The 16,891-nt window shown below is 66.5% G+C and carries 13 protein-coding genes; 10 read left to right on the top strand and 3 right to left on the bottom strand.

Translation table 11 applies throughout. From position 1 onward, the window contains the following. The first annotated feature begins 118 nt into the window (after positions 1-118). Together EV138_RS00385 and EV138_RS00380 are read left to right on the top strand one after the other, a co-directional pair. The gene (locus EV138_RS00385) at positions 119-442 is read left to right on the top strand and encodes an SUKH-3 domain-containing protein (RefSeq protein WP_369410821.1); all 324 of its coding nucleotides are present in this window, start codon (positions 119-121) and stop codon (positions 440-442) included. Positions 443-1,271: 829 nt separating this feature from the next. Beyond that, complete coding sequence (locus tag EV138_RS00380) at positions 1,272-1,718, top strand: SUKH-3 domain-containing protein (RefSeq protein ID WP_133976501.1); 447 nt, start codon at positions 1,272-1,274, stop codon at positions 1,716-1,718. Positions 1,719-2,343: 625 nt separating this feature from the next. Here EV138_RS00380 and EV138_RS00375 read toward each other — a convergent pair. Continuing rightward, on the bottom strand, positions 2,344-2,847 hold the full coding sequence (locus EV138_RS00375; RefSeq protein ID WP_133976500.1) for a ribonuclease FAU-1 family protein: 504 nt from the start codon (positions 2,845-2,847) through the stop codon (positions 2,344-2,346). A 365-nt stretch (positions 2,848-3,212) separates the two neighbouring features. Between EV138_RS00375 and dxs the strand changes: the two genes are divergently transcribed. The 5 genes from dxs (at position 3,213) to EV138_RS00350 (ending at position 10,915) form a co-directional block, all read left to right on the top strand. Beyond that, complete coding sequence (gene dxs / locus EV138_RS00370; RefSeq protein WP_133976499.1) at positions 3,213-5,108, top strand: 1-deoxy-D-xylulose-5-phosphate synthase; 1,896 nt, start codon at positions 3,213-3,215, stop codon at positions 5,106-5,108. 202 nt (positions 5,109-5,310) lie between these two features. Beyond that, on the top strand, positions 5,311-6,444 hold the full coding sequence (locus EV138_RS00365) for a hypothetical protein (protein ID WP_238157865.1): 1,134 nt from the start codon (positions 5,311-5,313) through the stop codon (positions 6,442-6,444). Between the two features lie 172 nt (positions 6,445-6,616). Continuing rightward, positions 6,617-7,915: a hypothetical protein gene (locus EV138_RS00360; protein WP_238157864.1), complete on the top strand. Its 1,299-nt coding sequence runs from the start codon at positions 6,617-6,619 to the stop codon at positions 7,913-7,915. 72 nt (positions 7,916-7,987) lie between these two features. Further along, on the top strand, positions 7,988-9,469 hold the full coding sequence (locus tag EV138_RS00355) for an amino acid permease (RefSeq protein WP_133976496.1): 1,482 nt from the start codon (positions 7,988-7,990) through the stop codon (positions 9,467-9,469). A 138-nt stretch (positions 9,470-9,607) separates the two neighbouring features. After that, positions 9,608-10,915 carry a basic secretory protein-like protein gene (locus EV138_RS00350; protein ID WP_133976495.1) on the top strand — a complete coding sequence of 436 codons (1,308 nt, stop codon included), beginning with the start codon at positions 9,608-9,610 and terminating at the stop codon, positions 10,913-10,915. A gap of 499 nt (positions 10,916-11,414) precedes the next feature. Here the strand turns inward: EV138_RS00350 and EV138_RS00345 are convergent, their stop codons facing one another. Further along, positions 11,415-13,529, bottom strand: a complete 2,115-nt coding sequence (locus EV138_RS00345; protein WP_133976494.1) for a 3-hydroxyacyl-CoA dehydrogenase NAD-binding domain-containing protein — start codon at positions 13,527-13,529, stop codon at positions 11,415-11,417. Next, the gene (locus EV138_RS00340) at positions 13,526-14,725 is read right to left on the bottom strand and encodes a thiolase family protein (RefSeq protein ID WP_133976493.1); all 1,200 of its coding nucleotides are present in this window, start codon (positions 14,723-14,725) and stop codon (positions 13,526-13,528) included. The genes EV138_RS00345 and EV138_RS00340 overlap by 4 nt, the downstream gene beginning before the upstream one ends. Positions 14,726-14,947: 222 nt before the next feature. Between EV138_RS00340 and EV138_RS00335 the strand changes: the two genes are divergently transcribed. Genes EV138_RS00335 through EV138_RS00325 form a run of 3 tightly spaced genes read left to right on the top strand, consistent with a single transcriptional unit; the run spans position 14,948 to position 16,854 of the window. Further along, positions 14,948-15,628, top strand: coding sequence for a hypothetical protein (locus EV138_RS00335; RefSeq protein WP_133976492.1), 681 nt, complete (start codon positions 14,948-14,950; stop codon positions 15,626-15,628). A 57-nt stretch (positions 15,629-15,685) separates the two neighbouring features. Next, the gene (locus EV138_RS00330) at positions 15,686-16,369 is read left to right on the top strand and encodes a dienelactone hydrolase family protein (RefSeq protein WP_133976491.1); all 684 of its coding nucleotides are present in this window, start codon (positions 15,686-15,688) and stop codon (positions 16,367-16,369) included. Beyond that, positions 16,366-16,854, top strand: a complete 489-nt coding sequence (locus tag EV138_RS00325; protein WP_133976490.1) for a glutathione peroxidase — start codon at positions 16,366-16,368, stop codon at positions 16,852-16,854. Before EV138_RS00330 ends, EV138_RS00325 begins: the two co-directional genes overlap by 4 nt. Positions 16,855-16,891: the final 37 nt, after the last annotated feature.

Below are 16,891 nucleotides of genomic sequence, written 5' to 3'. Positions count from 1 at the left end.
GCGGCGCTGACCTCGGCAACTGCCTCGACCAGCCGCCGTACCCCGAGGTCGTAGGACTGGGTGATACGTGGATACCCCTCGGGAGCAGATGGATGTCGAATGACGCAGAACTCGGACTATCGCTGTTGCGAGACGCTGGCTGGTTTGTCGGCAGCGCGCAGCCATTGACAGCTACCTGGATGCCATGGCCAAGAATGGCTATGAGCGGTCAGACTTAGTCGAGGGCTTTCTCGCGGAATATGCGGGATTAAGTATTGGTCCTGCGTCGGGCGGTTTCGCCGAGGTTTTGGCGATTGATCCAGTCATGGCGATTTCCTCAACAACCAAGAGCACAGCGCAGATGTATGAGGATGCCGTCGGTAGCGCGTTGGTCCCGATTGGCGCCGCATATAGTGGGCATTTACATCGCGGCCACGACGTCGACCCTGATCTGCTCTGCTGATGATGACAGGGAGTGGTCGCTTCTATGGTGGGTACGACATGTTCTTCGCCTTCGCCGGCGATACGCCTGCCCAGATGGTCGGCCGCATCTCGTCTGAACGGCTCGAACAGATTCCAATAGATGATGAATAGAATGGCCCATCGGTCGATGACTTTGAAGAGTCGGGACTTGTGGACGATCTGACGATGGATAAACTATTTACTAGTGTAGTCAGAAACGGTGTGCGAGAGTCGGAATTCCATGGTTGCACAGACGAGGAAATCGACGAGATCCGGTTGCGGCAGGGGGTTCCGTCTTTTCCCTACGATTACATCTGCTACCTGAGGCGGATCGGCCGGAGTGCGGGACGATTCCAAATCGGTACCGATGCTTACTATCCTGACGTCTTGGATTTGAAGGAGGCTACCATAGAGCTTCTCAAGGAAAACAAATCAAAAGCGTCCCTCGGGGTGAACAGTCTCGTTTTCCAGATGCATCAGGGGTATGAGTTCGCCGGGTTTCCAGACTTGTGCGACAGAACGCATCTAGTAAGAGAAGTATTCCACGTGTGTCAGGAGTCGGAGTCGATCGGACGACCGGCAGGATTTATACGGGATTCAGTGGGGAATTGAAGGCGCCGCCACCAGCCCTGCGCTCACTTCTTCCGAAAGAGTCGTTGGAGCAGAGTTGGTCGTCCTACAACTGTGCGGAGGTTGCGATCTGCGACACAGCGCTGAGTGATGGCGCGAAGCTGAGAAATCTGGACATCTACACTGTGTACACGAAGACAGGCAAGCCGGTTGATTTCTGCCGCAACTGTCTAGCTTGGGTACCTATGGGGAGCAGATAGATGTCTGAGGTTGACTTGGGATTGTCGGTCCTGGCTCAAGCTGGCTGGTTCGCCGGACGGCGCGTCCCTATCGAACGCTACTTAGAGGCGATCGCGAGTGAGGGCTATGAGTGCACTGACCTGGTCGAAGAATTTCTACAGGAGTGCGGCGGTTTGGCTGTCGGTCCCCCGGCGAGTGGTTTCGCGGAGGTTATCGCTATCGATCCCGTCACTGCGATAGAGACGACATATAAGGACACCGTTGAGGAATACGAGAAGGTTCTTGGCACATCGCTGGTACCGATTGGCGCCGCTTCGAGTGGACATTTAGTCCTAATGATGGCGCGGGACGGTCGATTCTATGGCGGGTACGATGCCTACCTTGCGTATGCAGGAGAGAGTCCAGCTGAATTGTTCGGTCGGATATCATCTCGAAAATTGGTTGTAATTCAAGACGACTGGCAGTAATAGACCTGAGTGAGCTAGTTCCAGAGATACGGAGGTGTGAGCCTGTCGGTCGGCGGGGTTCATACTTGTTCCTTTGCTTTCTCGGGGACTTTCGAAACCAAGGATTCGAAAGTTGATTGGCGCGATGCCGCGTGGCCTCTCCAATGGAGGACGCCGGCCGTCGGGGGGTGGGCGGACGAATTCTCGGGCGTTGGGAGCAGGTGGCAAGCCGACAGTTCAGGGAATCACCGCAGGTTTGATGCGCACCTCCTTTGTTGGGAAGGGGGCATCTATGCCGAGCAAGTACGACGAGCAGACCTGGGCTAACCCGGTCCGGCGGGTCACGGAGCGTGTTGAGGATGATGGGTCTGAGTGGGCTGTGATTGTGGCGGTGTCGGGCCGGTTGGGGGTGACGGCGTAGACGTTGCGGCGGTGGGTCCGGCAGGCCGAGTAGGCTGGACGGTTTGTCGGCCGTCGCGTGGCCATCGACGGCTACGTCGCGCGCTTCTTCGATGGCTCGCCTCCTACCGAGTCCCGGGCATCGGAGGTGGGACCGTTTCTCGGAAAGGCGAGGTGCCGCGTGGCGACGGCTCAGTCGCGACGGAGGAGCGGCGTTCTGGGGCGGGCGGGGCGAAGCGGGGGTGGGTTAGGCGAGGGATTTTAGGGTGTCTAAGTAGGTTTTGTAGGTGGTGGTGAAAGGCTCTGCCGTGGCGATGTTGGTGGTTATCCAGGTGCAGGTGGCTTGGGCTGTGGCGATTACCTGGGCGGGGTACGAGTAGGCGACTTGGTGGGACTCGAATTCGTCTTCGTCCATTACTCGGATGGTGCCGTCTCGGAGGAGGCGGACGTCTAGGTCCAGGTCGATGGCGGTGACTGAGTTGACGCCGAATTCCGCGGGCATGGTGATGTCGCAGTACACCAAGGTCGCGTGAGGGGCGTCGTTGAAGAGGGCGCTCCACCATTGGCCGCGGGGGAAGAGGCGGACTCGGTGGTGGTCGATGGTGACCCAGGTGCCGTCGGCTCGTTGGGCTCGGGTGCCAGGGAGGGAGCCGGTCCAGAGGCCGTGTTCGTCCTCGCCGAGGTTGATGGCGTCGAGGAGGCGGTGGGGGCTGCCGTCGTACTTGCAGAAGAGTGTCCTCACCAGCTCCATGCCGATCACTGTAGGTGAGGGTGCGCATCACAAGCGAGCAAGCACCCCGGTACGGCGGCGGAGCGGCCGGCCAACTCCTTGCAGTACGCCGGTGCGGAGCGCCACGCTCACCCCGTGCGCCGGTGAGCGCCACGTCGCCCCGGTACCCGGCAGGCGCGTCTCCTCGCCCTAGCCGGGTGAGCGCCACGCTCACCCCGTACGCCGGCAGGCGCGCCTCCTCGCCGTACGCCGGTAAGCGCGCCGGGCCAGGCAAGGTCACCCTCATCTCGGAGTGTGAGAAACGCACGGTCACCCGCTCCGCGTTCGGAATCCGGCTCCGCCGTGCATAGACTCAAGCATTCGAGGACAACCTGCGGAGGAGCTCGATGCGCGTGCTGGAGACGGTCGGAGGACCGGAGGACCTGAAGGGTCTGACCGACCATCAGCTGACGGAGCTCGCCGCGGAGATCCGCGACGTCCTGGTCGAGACGGTGTCGCGGACCGGCGGTCACCTCGGGCCGAATCTGGGCATGGTGGAGATCACCCTGGCGATGCACCGGGTGTTCGACTCGCCCAAGGACCGGCTGATCTACGACACCGGTCATCAGACCTACGTGCACAAGCTGCTGACCGGGAGAGCGCCCAAGTTCGACACGCTCCGTCAGCAGGGCGGCCTGTCCGGCTACCCGAGCCAGAAAGAGTCCGAGCACGACATCGTCGAGAACAGCCACGCCTCGACCTCGCTTTCGTACGCCGACGGCCTGGCAAAGGCTTACCGACTGCGAAAAGAAGACCGCCACGTCGTAGCCCTGATCGGTGACGGCGGTCTCACCGGCGGCATGGCCTGGGAAGCCCTCAACAACATCGCGGCGGCGAAGGACCTCAAGCTCGTCATCATCGTCAACGACAACGGCCGCTCCTACAGCCCCACGGTCGGCGGCCTGGCGACGCACCTGACCAGCCTGCGCACCAACCCGCGGTACGAGAAGATCCTCGACCTGGTGAAGAAGAACCTCGGCCGTACGCCGTACGTCGGCCCCCCGATGTACGAAGTGCTGCACGGGGTGAAGAAGGGTCTCAAGGACATGCTCGCCCCGCAGGGGATGTTCGAGGATCTCGGTCTCAAGTACGTCGGCCCGGTGGACGGCCATGACCGCCAGGCGATGGAGGACGCGCTCACCAAGGCCAAGCAGTTCGGCGGGCCGGTGATCGTGCACGCGGTGACCCAGAAGGGCTTCGGGTACGCCGCTGCCGTGCAGGACGAAGAGGACAACTTCCACCAGGTGCGGCCGAAGAACAAGCCGCGCGGGTGGACCGACGTGTTCGCCGAGGAACTCGTCGAGATCGGGCATCGCCGGCCGGACGTGGTCGCGATCACCGCGGCGATGCTGCACCCGACCGGACTGGCCGCGTTCGCGCAGGAGTTCCCGGACCGGATCTTCGATGTCGGCATCGCCGAGCAGCACGCGGTGACGAGCGCGGCCGGGCTCGCGATGGGCGGCATGCACCCGGTCGTCGGCCTCTATGCGACCTTCCTCAACAGGGCCTTCGACCAACTGCTGATGGATGTCGCGCTGCACAAGTGCGGCGTCACGTTCGTGCTGGACCGGGCCGGGGTGACCGGTGACGACGGCGCCAGCCACAACGGCATGTGGGACATGTCGATCCTGCAGGTCGTTCCAGGCCTCCGGCTGGCCGCGCCGCGCGACGGCAAACGACTCCAGGAACTCCTGAACGAGGCCGTCGACGTCGACGACGCCCCGACCGTACTGCGGTTCGCCAAGGGCGAGGTCTTCGACGACATCGAGGCCGTCGACAAGGTCGGCGGCACCGACATCCTGGTCCGCACCGGCACGGACGTGCTGATCATCGGGATCGGCTCGATGGCAGCGACCGCGGTCGACGTGGCCACCAGGCTGCAGGACCAGGGCTTCGGAGTCACCGTCGTGGACCCGCGCTGGGTGAAGCCGGTCGACCCGAAGCTGGTCGAGCTGGCAGGAAAGTACAAGTTCGTCGTCACGATCGAGGACAACGGCCGGGCCGGCGGTTGTGGATCGGCGATCACCCAGGCGCTGCGCGACGCGGGCGTCACCACACCGGTGCGCGACTTCGGTATCCCGCAGCAGTTCCTCGACCACGCCAAGCGGGCCGCGGTGCTGACCGAGATCGGGCTGACCGGCCAGGGGCTGGCCCGGGACGTGATCGAGATGATCGCCAAGCACCAAGGGGACGCGATCGCCAGTGAGCCAGACACCGCGAGCGGCAGGCCCAACGGGGCCTGACGGAGGGCCGGCGAGGGGCCGTCATTCGGCGGCTTCCCGGCAACAGCGGGCCTGGCCGCTGTTCCTCTCGCTGGTTCTCGTCGCCACCGCAGTCGCCGGCGGCCTGGCCCTGCACCAGTCCCGGTCGAAAGGTCCAGAGGAGTCCCAGGCCGCGTCCTCCGGTGGACCCGGAGCGTCGGACGAGGCAGCGCGAGCTGCTGGAGTGGACAAGATCCTCGCCGCCCGGGCCCACGCGGTACAGCAGGACAACGAAGCGGAGTTCCTGGCGGACGTGGATCCCGGCAACAAGACGTTGCTGGCCAGGCAGCGGATGCTGTTCGGCAACCTTCGCCAGTTCGGGTTCGCCAAGCTCGGCTACGAGCGACTCCACGAGCAGTTCGATCAGCGGCTGGTGGACAAGTACGGCCCGTCGACGTACGCCGTGGGCGTCGCGATGGCGTACCAGATCCAGGGCATCGACCCGGTCCCCGTGCGGACGATGCTCGGCTACACCTTCACCAAGCGTCCCGACGGCCGCTGGATGCTGGTCTCCGACACGGACCTTGACCGCCAACTACCGCGGGGTTCGCACCAAGAGGCCTGGGACATCGGGCGGGTCCTGGTCAAGCGCGGACCACGGGTGCTGGTCGTGGTCGAGCAGGACCAGACCGAGCTCGCGACCAGTCTGGTTGCCAAGGCCGTCAGTGCGGTGAAGGCTGTCGGCGCGAGCTGGCCGGGTGGCTGGACCGGCTCCGGGTTCGTCATCGCCCTCGACGACAAGGTGGTTCGCGGCGCCGACTACTCGCTGCCGAAGAACGCCGAGGACGCGCTGGCGATGGCAACCTGGGTCTACCGCACGCTGCCTGGCGAGGTGAGCGGGATGGGGGAGCGGGCCGACTCCTACGTCGTGATCAACCCACGCAACCGGGCCAGGGTGGACGCCCGGACGCTCGCGCACGAGTTCACCCACGTCGCGACCGCGCCGTACGGGGCCTATGCGCCGCGGTGGATGGTCGAGGGGGCCGCGACGTACGTCGAGTTCCTGCCGATGGACGGCGCGGAGGACCTGGCGCTGGACAAGTACGAGGCAAAAGTGCGGACGAAGTACCTCGCGAAAGCCAACGGCCTGCCGACGGACGCAACGTTCTTCAACAACGCGTCGAGTTCGTACCCGCTGTCCTGGCTGGCGATGAACTACCTGTTCCACAAGTACGGCGGAACGGAGGTCGCCACGTTGTACCAGGAGATGGCCGCGCTCGGCAGTACCCAGGCGGAACGCAACCGCATCATGCAAGAGCACCTCGGGATCACCGAGGCCGGCCTCTTCCAGGCCCTGCGGGCAGCGGCGGGACTGTGATGCCTCGGCGAGTTTGTGGTGGAGACGGCCGGAGCGAGTAGGGTAGCCGGGCTGTAGCAGACGGGCGGACCGGAGGAATCGACCCGACGTGAGCTTGACACCACCTAGTGCCGCACCGCCAGGCGCTCAGGTTCCGCCCCACGGGCCCCGCCGCTGGCTGGGCCTTCTTGTCGTGGTCGCCCTTGTCTCCGGTGGTGTCGGGTACGCCGTCCACGACCGGGAACGGGATGCCCGGGCCAGGCCTCCCGTCACCGCTACGGCCACCCCGCCGAAACATCCGAACCAGGGCAACACGCCGCCGTCGAAGACCAGTGCCGCGATCGCTGCCCGCCGGCTCGCGGTCGACACGATTCTGCTCCGGCGAGCGCGCGCGGTCCGGATCGGCAACGAGAGCCTCTTCCTGCAGGACGTCGATCCGGCGAACGCGAAGTTGCGCCGGCAGCAGAAGGTGCTGTTCGCGAACCTGGTCGACATCGGGTTCGGCGAGATCGGCTACAGCCAGGCCGAGGAGCGCTTCGACGCGGACGCGATGCGCGCGCACGGCTCGACGACGTACCTGGTCCGGGTGCTGATGCGCTACCAGATCCCGAACGTCGACATGACTCCGGTGTCCACCGAGCTCGGCTACACCTTCGTCAGCCGGGCCGGCCGCTGGATCCTGGCCGACGACAACGATCTCGACAAGGACCTCGGTCCGGGCGCGCACCAGGAGCCGTGGGACCTCGGCCGGATCGAGGTGCACCGCGGGCCGCGGGTGCTCGTGCTGGTCGACAAGGGCGACACGAAGCGCGGCCGGTCGATCGTCACCGAGGCGACCGAGGCGCTGACCGAGGTCGCGGCGTACTGGCCGCGCAAGTGGAGCGGGTCGGTGCTGATCGCAGCACTCGACGACACCGACGTACGGGATGCCCGGTTCGCCGACGAGGACATCGAGTCGGCCGCGAGCGCGGGATCGACGTTCTCGTCGCTGCCCGGTGAGGACACCGCCGACGGGATCGTGGCCGGCGCCTACATCGTGGTGAACCCGAAGGAGCGCGACCGGATCGACGAGATCCTGCTGTCGCACGAGATCACCCACGTGGCGACCGCGGACCTCGGCGGGTACGAGCCGCTGTGGCTGGCCGAGGGCGCCGCGGAGTACGTCTCCTGGCGGGGGATCGAGGCGATCAGCGGACCCGGCGAGGTCGGCAAGTGGGAGCAGGAGGTCATCGACGACGCGATGCCCACGCTGAGCGCGCTGCCGACGGACGCCGGCTTCTACCAGACCAACACCGACGTGTACGGCGTGAGCTGGCTGGCCGTCCGTTTCCTGGTCTCCCGGATCGGGCTGCAGCCGGTCGAGGACCTGTACGAAGACCTGGCCCGCAACGGCACCGATCAGTCGGCCCGGGACCGCATCCTGCTGACCAGGAGTGGGTACACGGAAGCCTCGTTGTGGCTGGCACTCAAGGACTATCGCCCGCCACGCTGAGTGGCGGATTGACCTCGGGAAGTCAGACGGGCAGGCTCGGAGGGGTTCCGTCCGAGCTGAGGAGGCGTACAGATGAGTCTGTTGCGAACGAAGACGATCGAGCAGTCGATCGCGGACACCGACGAGCCGGAGTACCAGCTCAAGAAGCGCCTCAATGCCCTGGACCTGACCGTCTTCGGGATCGGCGTCATCATCGGTGCCGGTATCTTCACGCTGACCGGGCGCGCCGCGAAGGCCTATGCGGGGCCCAGTATCGCGTTGTCCTTCGTGCTTGCCGCGGTGTGCTGTGCGCTGGCCGCCTTGTGTTATGCCGAGTTCTCCTCCACCGTCCCGGTTTCCGGGTCGGCGTACACGTTCTCCTACTTCTCGCTCGGTGAGATCTTCGCCTGGATCATCGGCTGGGACCTGTTGCTGGAGTTGATGCTCGGGGCAAGTGTGGTCGCGCAGGGCTGGTCGACGTACGCGAAGTTGTTCCTCGAGGAGATCGGACTCGGCTGGCCGGACTCGATCGGGCCGGACAGCAACGTGAACGTGCTGGCGATGCTGCTGATCCTGGTCCTGGCCACACTGGCGACGATCGGCATCAAGGAGTCGCTGCGGGTCAACCTGGCGCTGGTCGCGGTGAAGCTGTTCGTGGTGCTGTTCGTGATCATCGCCGGGCTGTTCTACATCAAGGCCTCGAACCTGACCCCCTTCATCCCGCCGAGCGTTCCGGCCAAGAGCGGCGACGTCACCATCACCACCCCGTTGTTCCAGGCATTGTTCGGGTTCACGCCGTCGACGTTCGGGGTGATGGGGCTGGTGTCCGGCGCGTCGCTGGTGTTCTTCGCGTTCATCGGGTTCGACGTGGTCGCGACCACCGCCGAGGAGGCGAAGAACCCGCAGCGCGACCTCCCGCGCGGCATCATCGGTTCGCTGGCGATCTGCACCGTGCTGTACGTGGCGGTCTGCATCGTGATCACCGGCATGGTCAAGTACTCCGACATCAGTGGCGAGGCGGCGCTCGCGGAGGCCTTCAAGTCGGTCGGCAGGCCCGGCTTCGCGACCCTGATCTCGGCCGGTGCGGTGGCCGGTCTGACCACGGTCGTGCTGACGCTGATGATCGGCGCCGCCCGGGTCGTGTTCGCGATGAGCCGGGATCACCTGGTGCCGGCCAAGCTGGGCAAGACCCATCCGAAGTTCGGTACGCCGTACCGGTTGACGATCGGGATCGGCATCGTCGTCGCGATCGTGGCCGGCGTGACGCCGATCGGCAAACTGGAAGAGATGGTGAACATCGGCACGCTGGCCGCGTTCACCCTGGTGTCGATCGCCGTACCGCTGCTGCGCCGGAGCCGTCCCGACATCGAGCGCGCGTTCAAGGTCCCGGGCAACCCGGTGGTGCCGATCCTCGCCGCGGTGATCTGCATCTACCTGATGCTGAACCTGTCGCTGGAGACCTGGCTGCGGTTCGCGATCTGGATGGTGCTCGGCTTCGTCTTCTACGGTCTGTACGGGTACCGCAAGAGCCGCGTCGGCGAGACCGAGCGCACCGGCGAGAGCACCCGCGCCTAGCAGCAGTACGCATCAGCTCAGCCGTGCCCTCGGGATCGAACCCGAGGGCACGGCCCTTTCTGCGCTGTACTGCGGCCGGCGGCGACTCGAATCGGGAGTAGTATCCCTTCGCTGGACGACGGGGGCCGAGGAGAACTGATGACCAAGCGGGGGCGGATCGTCGCGGGAGTTGCCGCGTTGGCAGTCGCCAGTGCCGGTGGCGTCGTCGTGGCGACTCGGGGAGGTCACGGCGCGCCGCCCAGTGGGAGCACTGCGGTTGCGGTCGAGGCAACGCCTGGTGCATCTTCCGAGGCGGAGAAGGCGGCCCGGAAGGGTCAGCTCAATGTGCTGCTGGCGCTGCGGGCGACCGCGGTACAGAAGGGTGACCAGAAGGCGTTCCTGGCGGCGGTCGATCCGGCGCAGCCGGCCCTGGTGCGGTCGCAGCGGACGCTGTTCACGAATCTGCGGAAGTTCGCGTTCACCAAGCTGACCTATTTCGTCGAGTCCGAGCGGGGGACACCCGCCTTGGTGACGAAGTACGGGCCCTCGACCGTTTCCGTCCGGTTGATGATGCGGTACCAGCTGGCCGCCCTCGACAGTGCTCCTGTCCAGACGGACCTCGGCTACACGTTCACTCGGCGCGGCGATCACTGGGTGCTCGTGTCCGACAACGCGCTGGACTCGGAGCTGAGTGGTGACGGTCATCAGCAGCCGTGGGACTTCGGCGAGATCGCGGTGACCCACCGCGAGAAGGTGGTCGTGGTCGTCGACAAGGCAGAGGCGGCGCTCGGCGCGAAGATCGCCAAGAACTCGGAAGGAGCGGTCGAGGCGGTCCGCCGGCATTGGCCGCGGCCGTGGGACGGGTCCGTGATGGTGGTCGCGATGCACGAGCCGCGGGTGATGAGCATGCTGTGGACCACCGGCACCGGCGCCGGCTGGACCATCGCGGCGAAGGCCGTCGGCCTGTACGACGGGGAGCCGTTTCGCGTGAAGACCGGCGCGCCGATCGGCAGCCGGATCGTGGTCAACCCCGCCTTCCGGCAAAGCACCGACGAGGACCTGCTGGTGCACGAGATGACGCACGTCGCCACCGACTCGATGAACTGGCGGACGCCCGAGTGGCTGGTCGAAGGCGTCGCGGAGTACGTGCGGTGCCGTGCGATCGAGGACGACCCGCACTGGACGGTCGACCCGTACCGCAAGGAGGTGCGGGCGAAGTATTTGCCTTCCCTCAAGGCCCTGCCTTCATCGGCCGACTTCGACGCCAACAGCAACCGCTCGTACGGCGTCTCCTGGTGGGCCACGGAGTACTTGGCCGCAAAGCTCGGCACCAAGAAGCTGGCCGCCCTCTACGCGGACCTGTCCGTCCACAACACGACCCCGGTCGCCTACACCGCCATCATCAAGCACCACACCGGCAAATCCCCAGCCGCACTGGCTGCAGCCGTCAAGAGTTGGCGAGGCTGACAACCCCCGGCGTCACCGGGTAGCGATGGACTCCAGCTCGCTCACATCTGAGCACGAGCGAGGTGGAACGGAGCGGGTGTTCGGCCAAGCCGAGTGGCTTTGCCTCGCCGCTGGGCGGCGTCCAACGAGCTGTCCGACCGCCTTCGCCTTCACCGTCACAAGCGGTGAGCCGATCGACGCCGGTCACCACATAGCTGAGCACGGCGACGCAGCAGCCGGGCGACCCTCGGCGACAGGGGGCTCATGCTCCACCGCTGGGTTGTCTCAGACGGCAACTGTTCGGGCGCATTCGCGCCTCCACGGGCACCGGGGCTGAGCCGACCCGTCCTCGCCCCGCAACCGACCTGAGCACGGCGACGCAGGAGCCGGGCGGGAGAGGTGGGTGGGAGCACCGGGGGAGGGGGCGACGCAGGAGCCCTCGACGGGGCCTGGGCGTTCGCAGTACTGAGTGCTGGGGGTCGGTGCGGGCTTCCGGCTCCGCACCGGCCCCCAGCGGTTCTCAGGTGAGGCTGGCGACGCCCTTGGGGAGGAAACGCCGGCCGTTGACCTTTTCGGAGATGCCCGAGCGGTCGAGGTACGGGGTGATGCCGCCGAGGTGGAACGGCCAGCCGGCTCCGAGGAGGAGGCAGAGGTCGATGTCCTGGGGTTCGGCGACGACGCCTTCGTCGAGCATGATGCGGATCTCTTCGGCCAGGGCGGTGAGCACGCGGCTGCGGAGTTCCTCAGGTGTCGACGGCTTGTCGCCGACGGTGACGAGCGCCTCGACCTCCGGGTCGACCGACGGCTTGCCCTCGGCGCTCCAGACGTAGAAGGAACTCTTGCCAGCGGCAACGACCTTGGCGAGGTTCTCCGAGACGGCGAAGCGATCCGGGTACGACCGGTTCATCGTCTCGGCGACATGCAGCGCAACCGGAAGACCGACGAGCTGCAGCAACACGAACGGCGGCATCGGCAGACCGAGAGCCGACAAAGCCTTGTCAGCAAGCGGAATCGGCGTACCTTCGTCCACTGCCGCGCTGACCTCACCGAGGAAGCGCGTCAGCAACCGGTTCACCACGAACGCCGGTGCGTCCTTGACCAGCACGCACGACTTCTTCAGCGTCTTGCCGACAGCAAAGGCCGTAGCCAGCGACGCGTCGTCGGTCTGCTCGGCGCGGATGATCTCCAGCAGCGGCAGCACCGCGACCGGGTTGAAGAAGTGGAACCCGACAACGCGCTCCGGGTGCTGCAGCTCGGCTGCCATCGAGGTGATGGACAGTGAGCTGGTGTTGGTCGCCAGGATCGCGTCCGGCCGGACGGTCTTCTCCAGGTCGGCGAAGATCTTCTTCTTCAGTTCGAGTTCTTCGAAGACGGCCTCGATCACGAAGTCGGCGTCCGCGAAGACACCGCGGTCCACGGATCCGGTGACGAGCGCCTTGAGCTGCGACGCCTTGTCCGGTCGGATCCGGCCCTTGCCGAGCAGCTTGTCGATCTCGCCGTGCACGTAGCCGACGCCGCGGTCCACCCGTTCCTGGTCGAGGTCCGTGAGTACGACGGGCACCTCCAGCCGGCGTACGAACAGCAGCGCGAGCTGACCTGCCATCAGACCGGCGCCGACGACACCGACCTTCGTCACCGGCCGCGCGAGCGACTTGTCCGGCGCGCCGGCGGGACGCTTGGCCCGCTTGTTCACCAGGTCGAAGGCGTAGAGCCCGCTGCGGAGCTCCTCGCTCATGATCAGGTCGGCGAGCGCCTCGTCCTCGGCGGCGAAGCCACGGTCACGATCGTTGTCGCGAGCCGCTGTGATCAGGTCCAGAGCCCGGTACGGCGCGGGCGCGGCACCGCTGACCTTCAGATCCGCGAACGCCTTGCCCCGCGCAACGGCCGCATCCCAGGCGTCGCCCCGGTCGATCTCCGGGCGCTCGACAGCAATCGCTCCGGTCAGCACCTTGCTTGCCCACAGCAACGACTGCTCGAGGAAGTCGGCCGAGTCCAGCAGCACGTCGCCGATGCCGAGCTTCACCGCCTCGGGCCCGCTGAGCATCTTGTTCTGGTTCAGCGCGTTCTCGACCACGACCTTGACGGCCTTGTCGGCGCCGATCAGGTTCGGCAGCAGGAAGGCGCCACCCCAGCCCGGCAGCAGCCCGAGGAAGACCTCGGGCGTGGAGATCATCCCGGCCGCGACCGAGATGGTCCGGTACGACGCGTGCAGCGCGACCTCGAGTCCGCCGCCGAGCGCGACGCCGTTGACGAACGCGAACGAAGGCTTCCCGCCGTCCTGCAGCTTCCGCATCACGCCGTGACCGATCCGGCCCAGGTTGAGCGCCTGCTCGCGATCGGTCAGCTTCGGTACGCCGGTCAGGTCGGCGCCGGCCGCCAGGATGAACGGCTTGCCGGTGATGCCGATGGCAACGATCTCGTCGCGGGCCAGCGCCGCCTCGATCGCCTTGTCGAGCTCGGCCAGACCACGCGGGCCGAAGGTGTTCGGCTTGGTGTGGTCCTGGCCGTTGTCGAGCGTGATGAGCGCCATCGTACCGGCCTTGTTCGGCAGCACCACGTCGCGCGAGGGTGCGAGCGTGACGAGCTCGTCGTTGTCGATCGCGACCGCTTCGTCGATCAGTTCCTGCAGACTCATGCGGCTGCCCCTTCGAAGTGCGGGTTCTCCCAGATGACAGTGCCGCCCATGCCGAGGCCGACGCACATGGTGGTCAGGCCGTACCGCACCTCGGGCCGGAGCTCGAACTGCTTGGCCAGCTGGTTCATCAGCCGGATGCCGGACGAGGCCAGCGGGTGCCCGTACGCGATCGCGCCGCCGTACGGGTTCACCCGCGGGTCGTCGTCGGCGATGCCGTAGTGCTCGAGGAAGGCCAGCACCTGTACGGCGAACGCCTCGTTCACCTCGAACGCCTGGATGTCGTCGATGGTCAGGCCGGCCAGCTTCAGCGCCTTCTCGGTCGCCGGGACCGGACCGATGCCCATCACCTCGGGCTCGACGCCGACGAAGCCGTACGAGACCAGCTTCATCTTCGGCGCCAGGCCGAGTTCGGCGGCTGTCTCCGCGGAGGTCAGCAGGCACGCGGTGGCGCCGTCGTTGATACCGGCGGAGTTTCCCGCGGTGACCCGTCCGTGTGGCCGGAACGGGGTCTTCAGCTTGGCCAGGTCTTCCATCGTGGTGCCCGGGCGCATCGGCTCGTCGGTGGTCGCGTAGCCCCAGCCGTGCTCGGCCGAGCGGGTCGCGATCGGGACCAGGTCCGGCTGGATCAGGTCGTTCGCGTACGCCTTGGCGGCGCGCTCCTGCGAGGCGACGGCGAAGGCGTCCACCCGCTGCTTGGTGATGGTCGGGTACCGGTCGTGCAGGTTCTCGGCGGTCGAGCCCATCACGAGCGCGGAGGTGTCGACGAGCTTCTCGGAGATGATCCGCGGGTTCGGGTCGACGCCCTCGCCCATCGGGTGCCGGCCCATGTGCTCGACGCCGCCGGCCACGACCACGTCGTACGCGCCGAAGGCGATCCCAGCGGCGGTGGTGGTGACAGCGGTCATCGCGCCCGCGCACATCCGGTCGATGGCGTAGCCGGGGGTGGTGTTCGGCAGGCCGGCCAGCAGGGCGGCGGTCCGGCCGATGGTCAGGCCCTGGTCGCCGATCTGAGTGGTGGCCGCGATCGCGACCTCGTCCACCTTCTCCGGCGGCAGTGACGGGTTCCGCCGGAGCAGTTCCCGGATGCACTTGATCACGAGGTCGTCGGCGCGCGTCTCGGCGTACTGGCCCTTGGCCTTGCCGAACGGGGTGCGGACGCCGTCGACGAACACGACATCGCGGATCTCACGGGGCACGAGGCCCTCCTCTGTGGTTCAGGGATGTGGAGCAGGACCGATGCTACCCGTCGGTAACACAACCCGCCCAGCAGCCACGCTGTGCCGCTGCTCACAAGCGCTCCGCGAAAGGGCCGCGAGCCGGTCTCGCCAAGGCGTGGCATCAGGCGGGGAACAGGCGCATGCTGGAAGCCAGGTACGTCCTGGAACCGTCCGGACTCACGGGCTTCGCTGGAGCAAGTAATGGACAAACACGAACTGACTGTCCCGGTCCTGTCCCGGGGCAAGCACCGCAACCCCCGCAAGGGCGCCTGCTTCATGGAGTTCGCCTCGTACCTCGCAGGCGAACCCTGGTCGGACCACCCGGCCTGCACGCACCCACTGCTCGCCGGAGTCGCCCGCGACGTCAACGACTGTACGACGGACGCCGGGCGCGGCCGACTCGCTCCGCTGATCCCGTCGGTCATCGGGCTGACCCCGGACGACCCACGCGCCGTACCGCGGATCACTGCCCGGTGTATCCAGCACGCGCTGCCCGTGGTGTCGCAGGAGCGGCAGTACGTGCTCGCTGTGGCTTTGCTGGTGGGGGAGCGGCACCTGGCCGAGCTGGACGGGCGACCGCTCGACAGCATGGAGCCGGAGTCGCAGGCAGCGCTGGAGGCAGTCCCCGCGGCTGCCAAGTGGGCGAGGACCTTCACAGCGAAGGGGCATCGCGGTCGCGCCGACTACGGCCGTCGTACGGCGCCCAGGGCGGTGTCGTGCGCTGTCGAGGGCATCTCTCAGGCCTGCGTGTCGAACGCCGACGACCGGTTGTTCGACCTGCTGAGCGCGGCGATCGCGGAGGCGCAGAGCTGGATGCCGTTTCCAGTGGTCGTGGAGCCTGCTGTCGTGGAGGTCGAACGCGAGTCGACGCGCACTCATTAGGGCAGTTGTGGCGAGGTTCTCACGGCGGTGACGTGCGCACCGACGTAGGCTCACTGTGTGACCTTGGAGATCGACACCGGCACCGGGCTGATGCCGGTGCACATCTGGGAACCTACTAGCGGTACCGGACCGGGCATCTTGCTCCTGCAGGAGATCTTCGGCGTCTCGGACTACATCCAGCAGCGCGCGTTCGACCTGGCCGCGCTCGGGTACTACGTACTGGCGCCCGAGATCTACTGGCGACTCGACGACACCGAGCTGGACGAGTCCGCGCCCGACCTGCTCGAGCGTGCGGTCGCGGTGGTGAGCCGCGTCGACTGGGACCTCGCCGTGTCCGACTCTGTCGCCGCCCTCGAATACCTGCGCGGCCGCGACGAGGGCGTCGGCATCGTCGGCTTCTGCTTCGGTGGCGGGCTCGGGTACAACGTCGCCGCGGTGTCGCAACCCGACGTCCTCGTCAGCTACTACGGCTCCGCCCTGCCCCGGCTGCTCGACCTCCAGGTGGACGCACCGAGCCTGCACCACTTCGGCGACGCGGACGTCTACCTGGGCGACGACCTCGAGCGGATCATCAAGGCGATCGACACCCCCGACAACGAGATCTACCGGTACCCGGGTGCCGACCACGCGTTCGACAACCCCCTCCCGGCCTTCCACCACGCCGACGCCTCGGCCCTGGCGTGGCAGCGCACCACCGAATTCCTGTCCCGCCACCTCCCAACCGATCGAGGACCTCGATGAGCCTGTACGACATCCCGTTGCAAACCCTGTCCGGTGCGGACACCACCCTCGCCGACTACAAGGGCAAGGCGGTGCTGGTCGTGAACGTCGCGTCCAAGTGCGGCCTCACACCGCAGTACGAAGGCCTGGAGAACCTGCAGAAGCGCTACGCGTCGCGAGGCTTCACCGTGCTCGGCGTTCCTTGCAACCAGTTCGGCGGCCAGGAGCCCGGGACCGCCGAAGAGATCGAGACGTTCTGCTCCACGACGTACGGCGTGACGTTCCCGATGCTCGCCAAGCTCGAGGTCAACGGCGAGAACCGCCACCCGCTGTACGCCGAACTCACCACGACGCCGGACGCAGCCGGTGAGGCCGGCGACATCCAGTGGAACTTCGAGAAGTTCCTCGTCAGCCCGGAAGGAACGGTCGCCGCCCGCTTCCGCCCGCAGACCCAGCCCGAGTCGGACGAGATCGTCAACGCCATCGAGACGCAACTGTCTGCCTGAGTTCCCGTACTACGAGCGCCGGCGAACCCAGTTCGCC

It is taken from the genome of Kribbella voronezhensis, assembly GCF_004365175.1.
GTDB lineage: Bacteria > Actinomycetota > Actinomycetes > Propionibacteriales > Kribbellaceae > Kribbella > Kribbella voronezhensis.
Note: the sequence above shows the minus strand (reverse complement) of the source record. Positions and strands in the feature narration are given on the sequence as shown.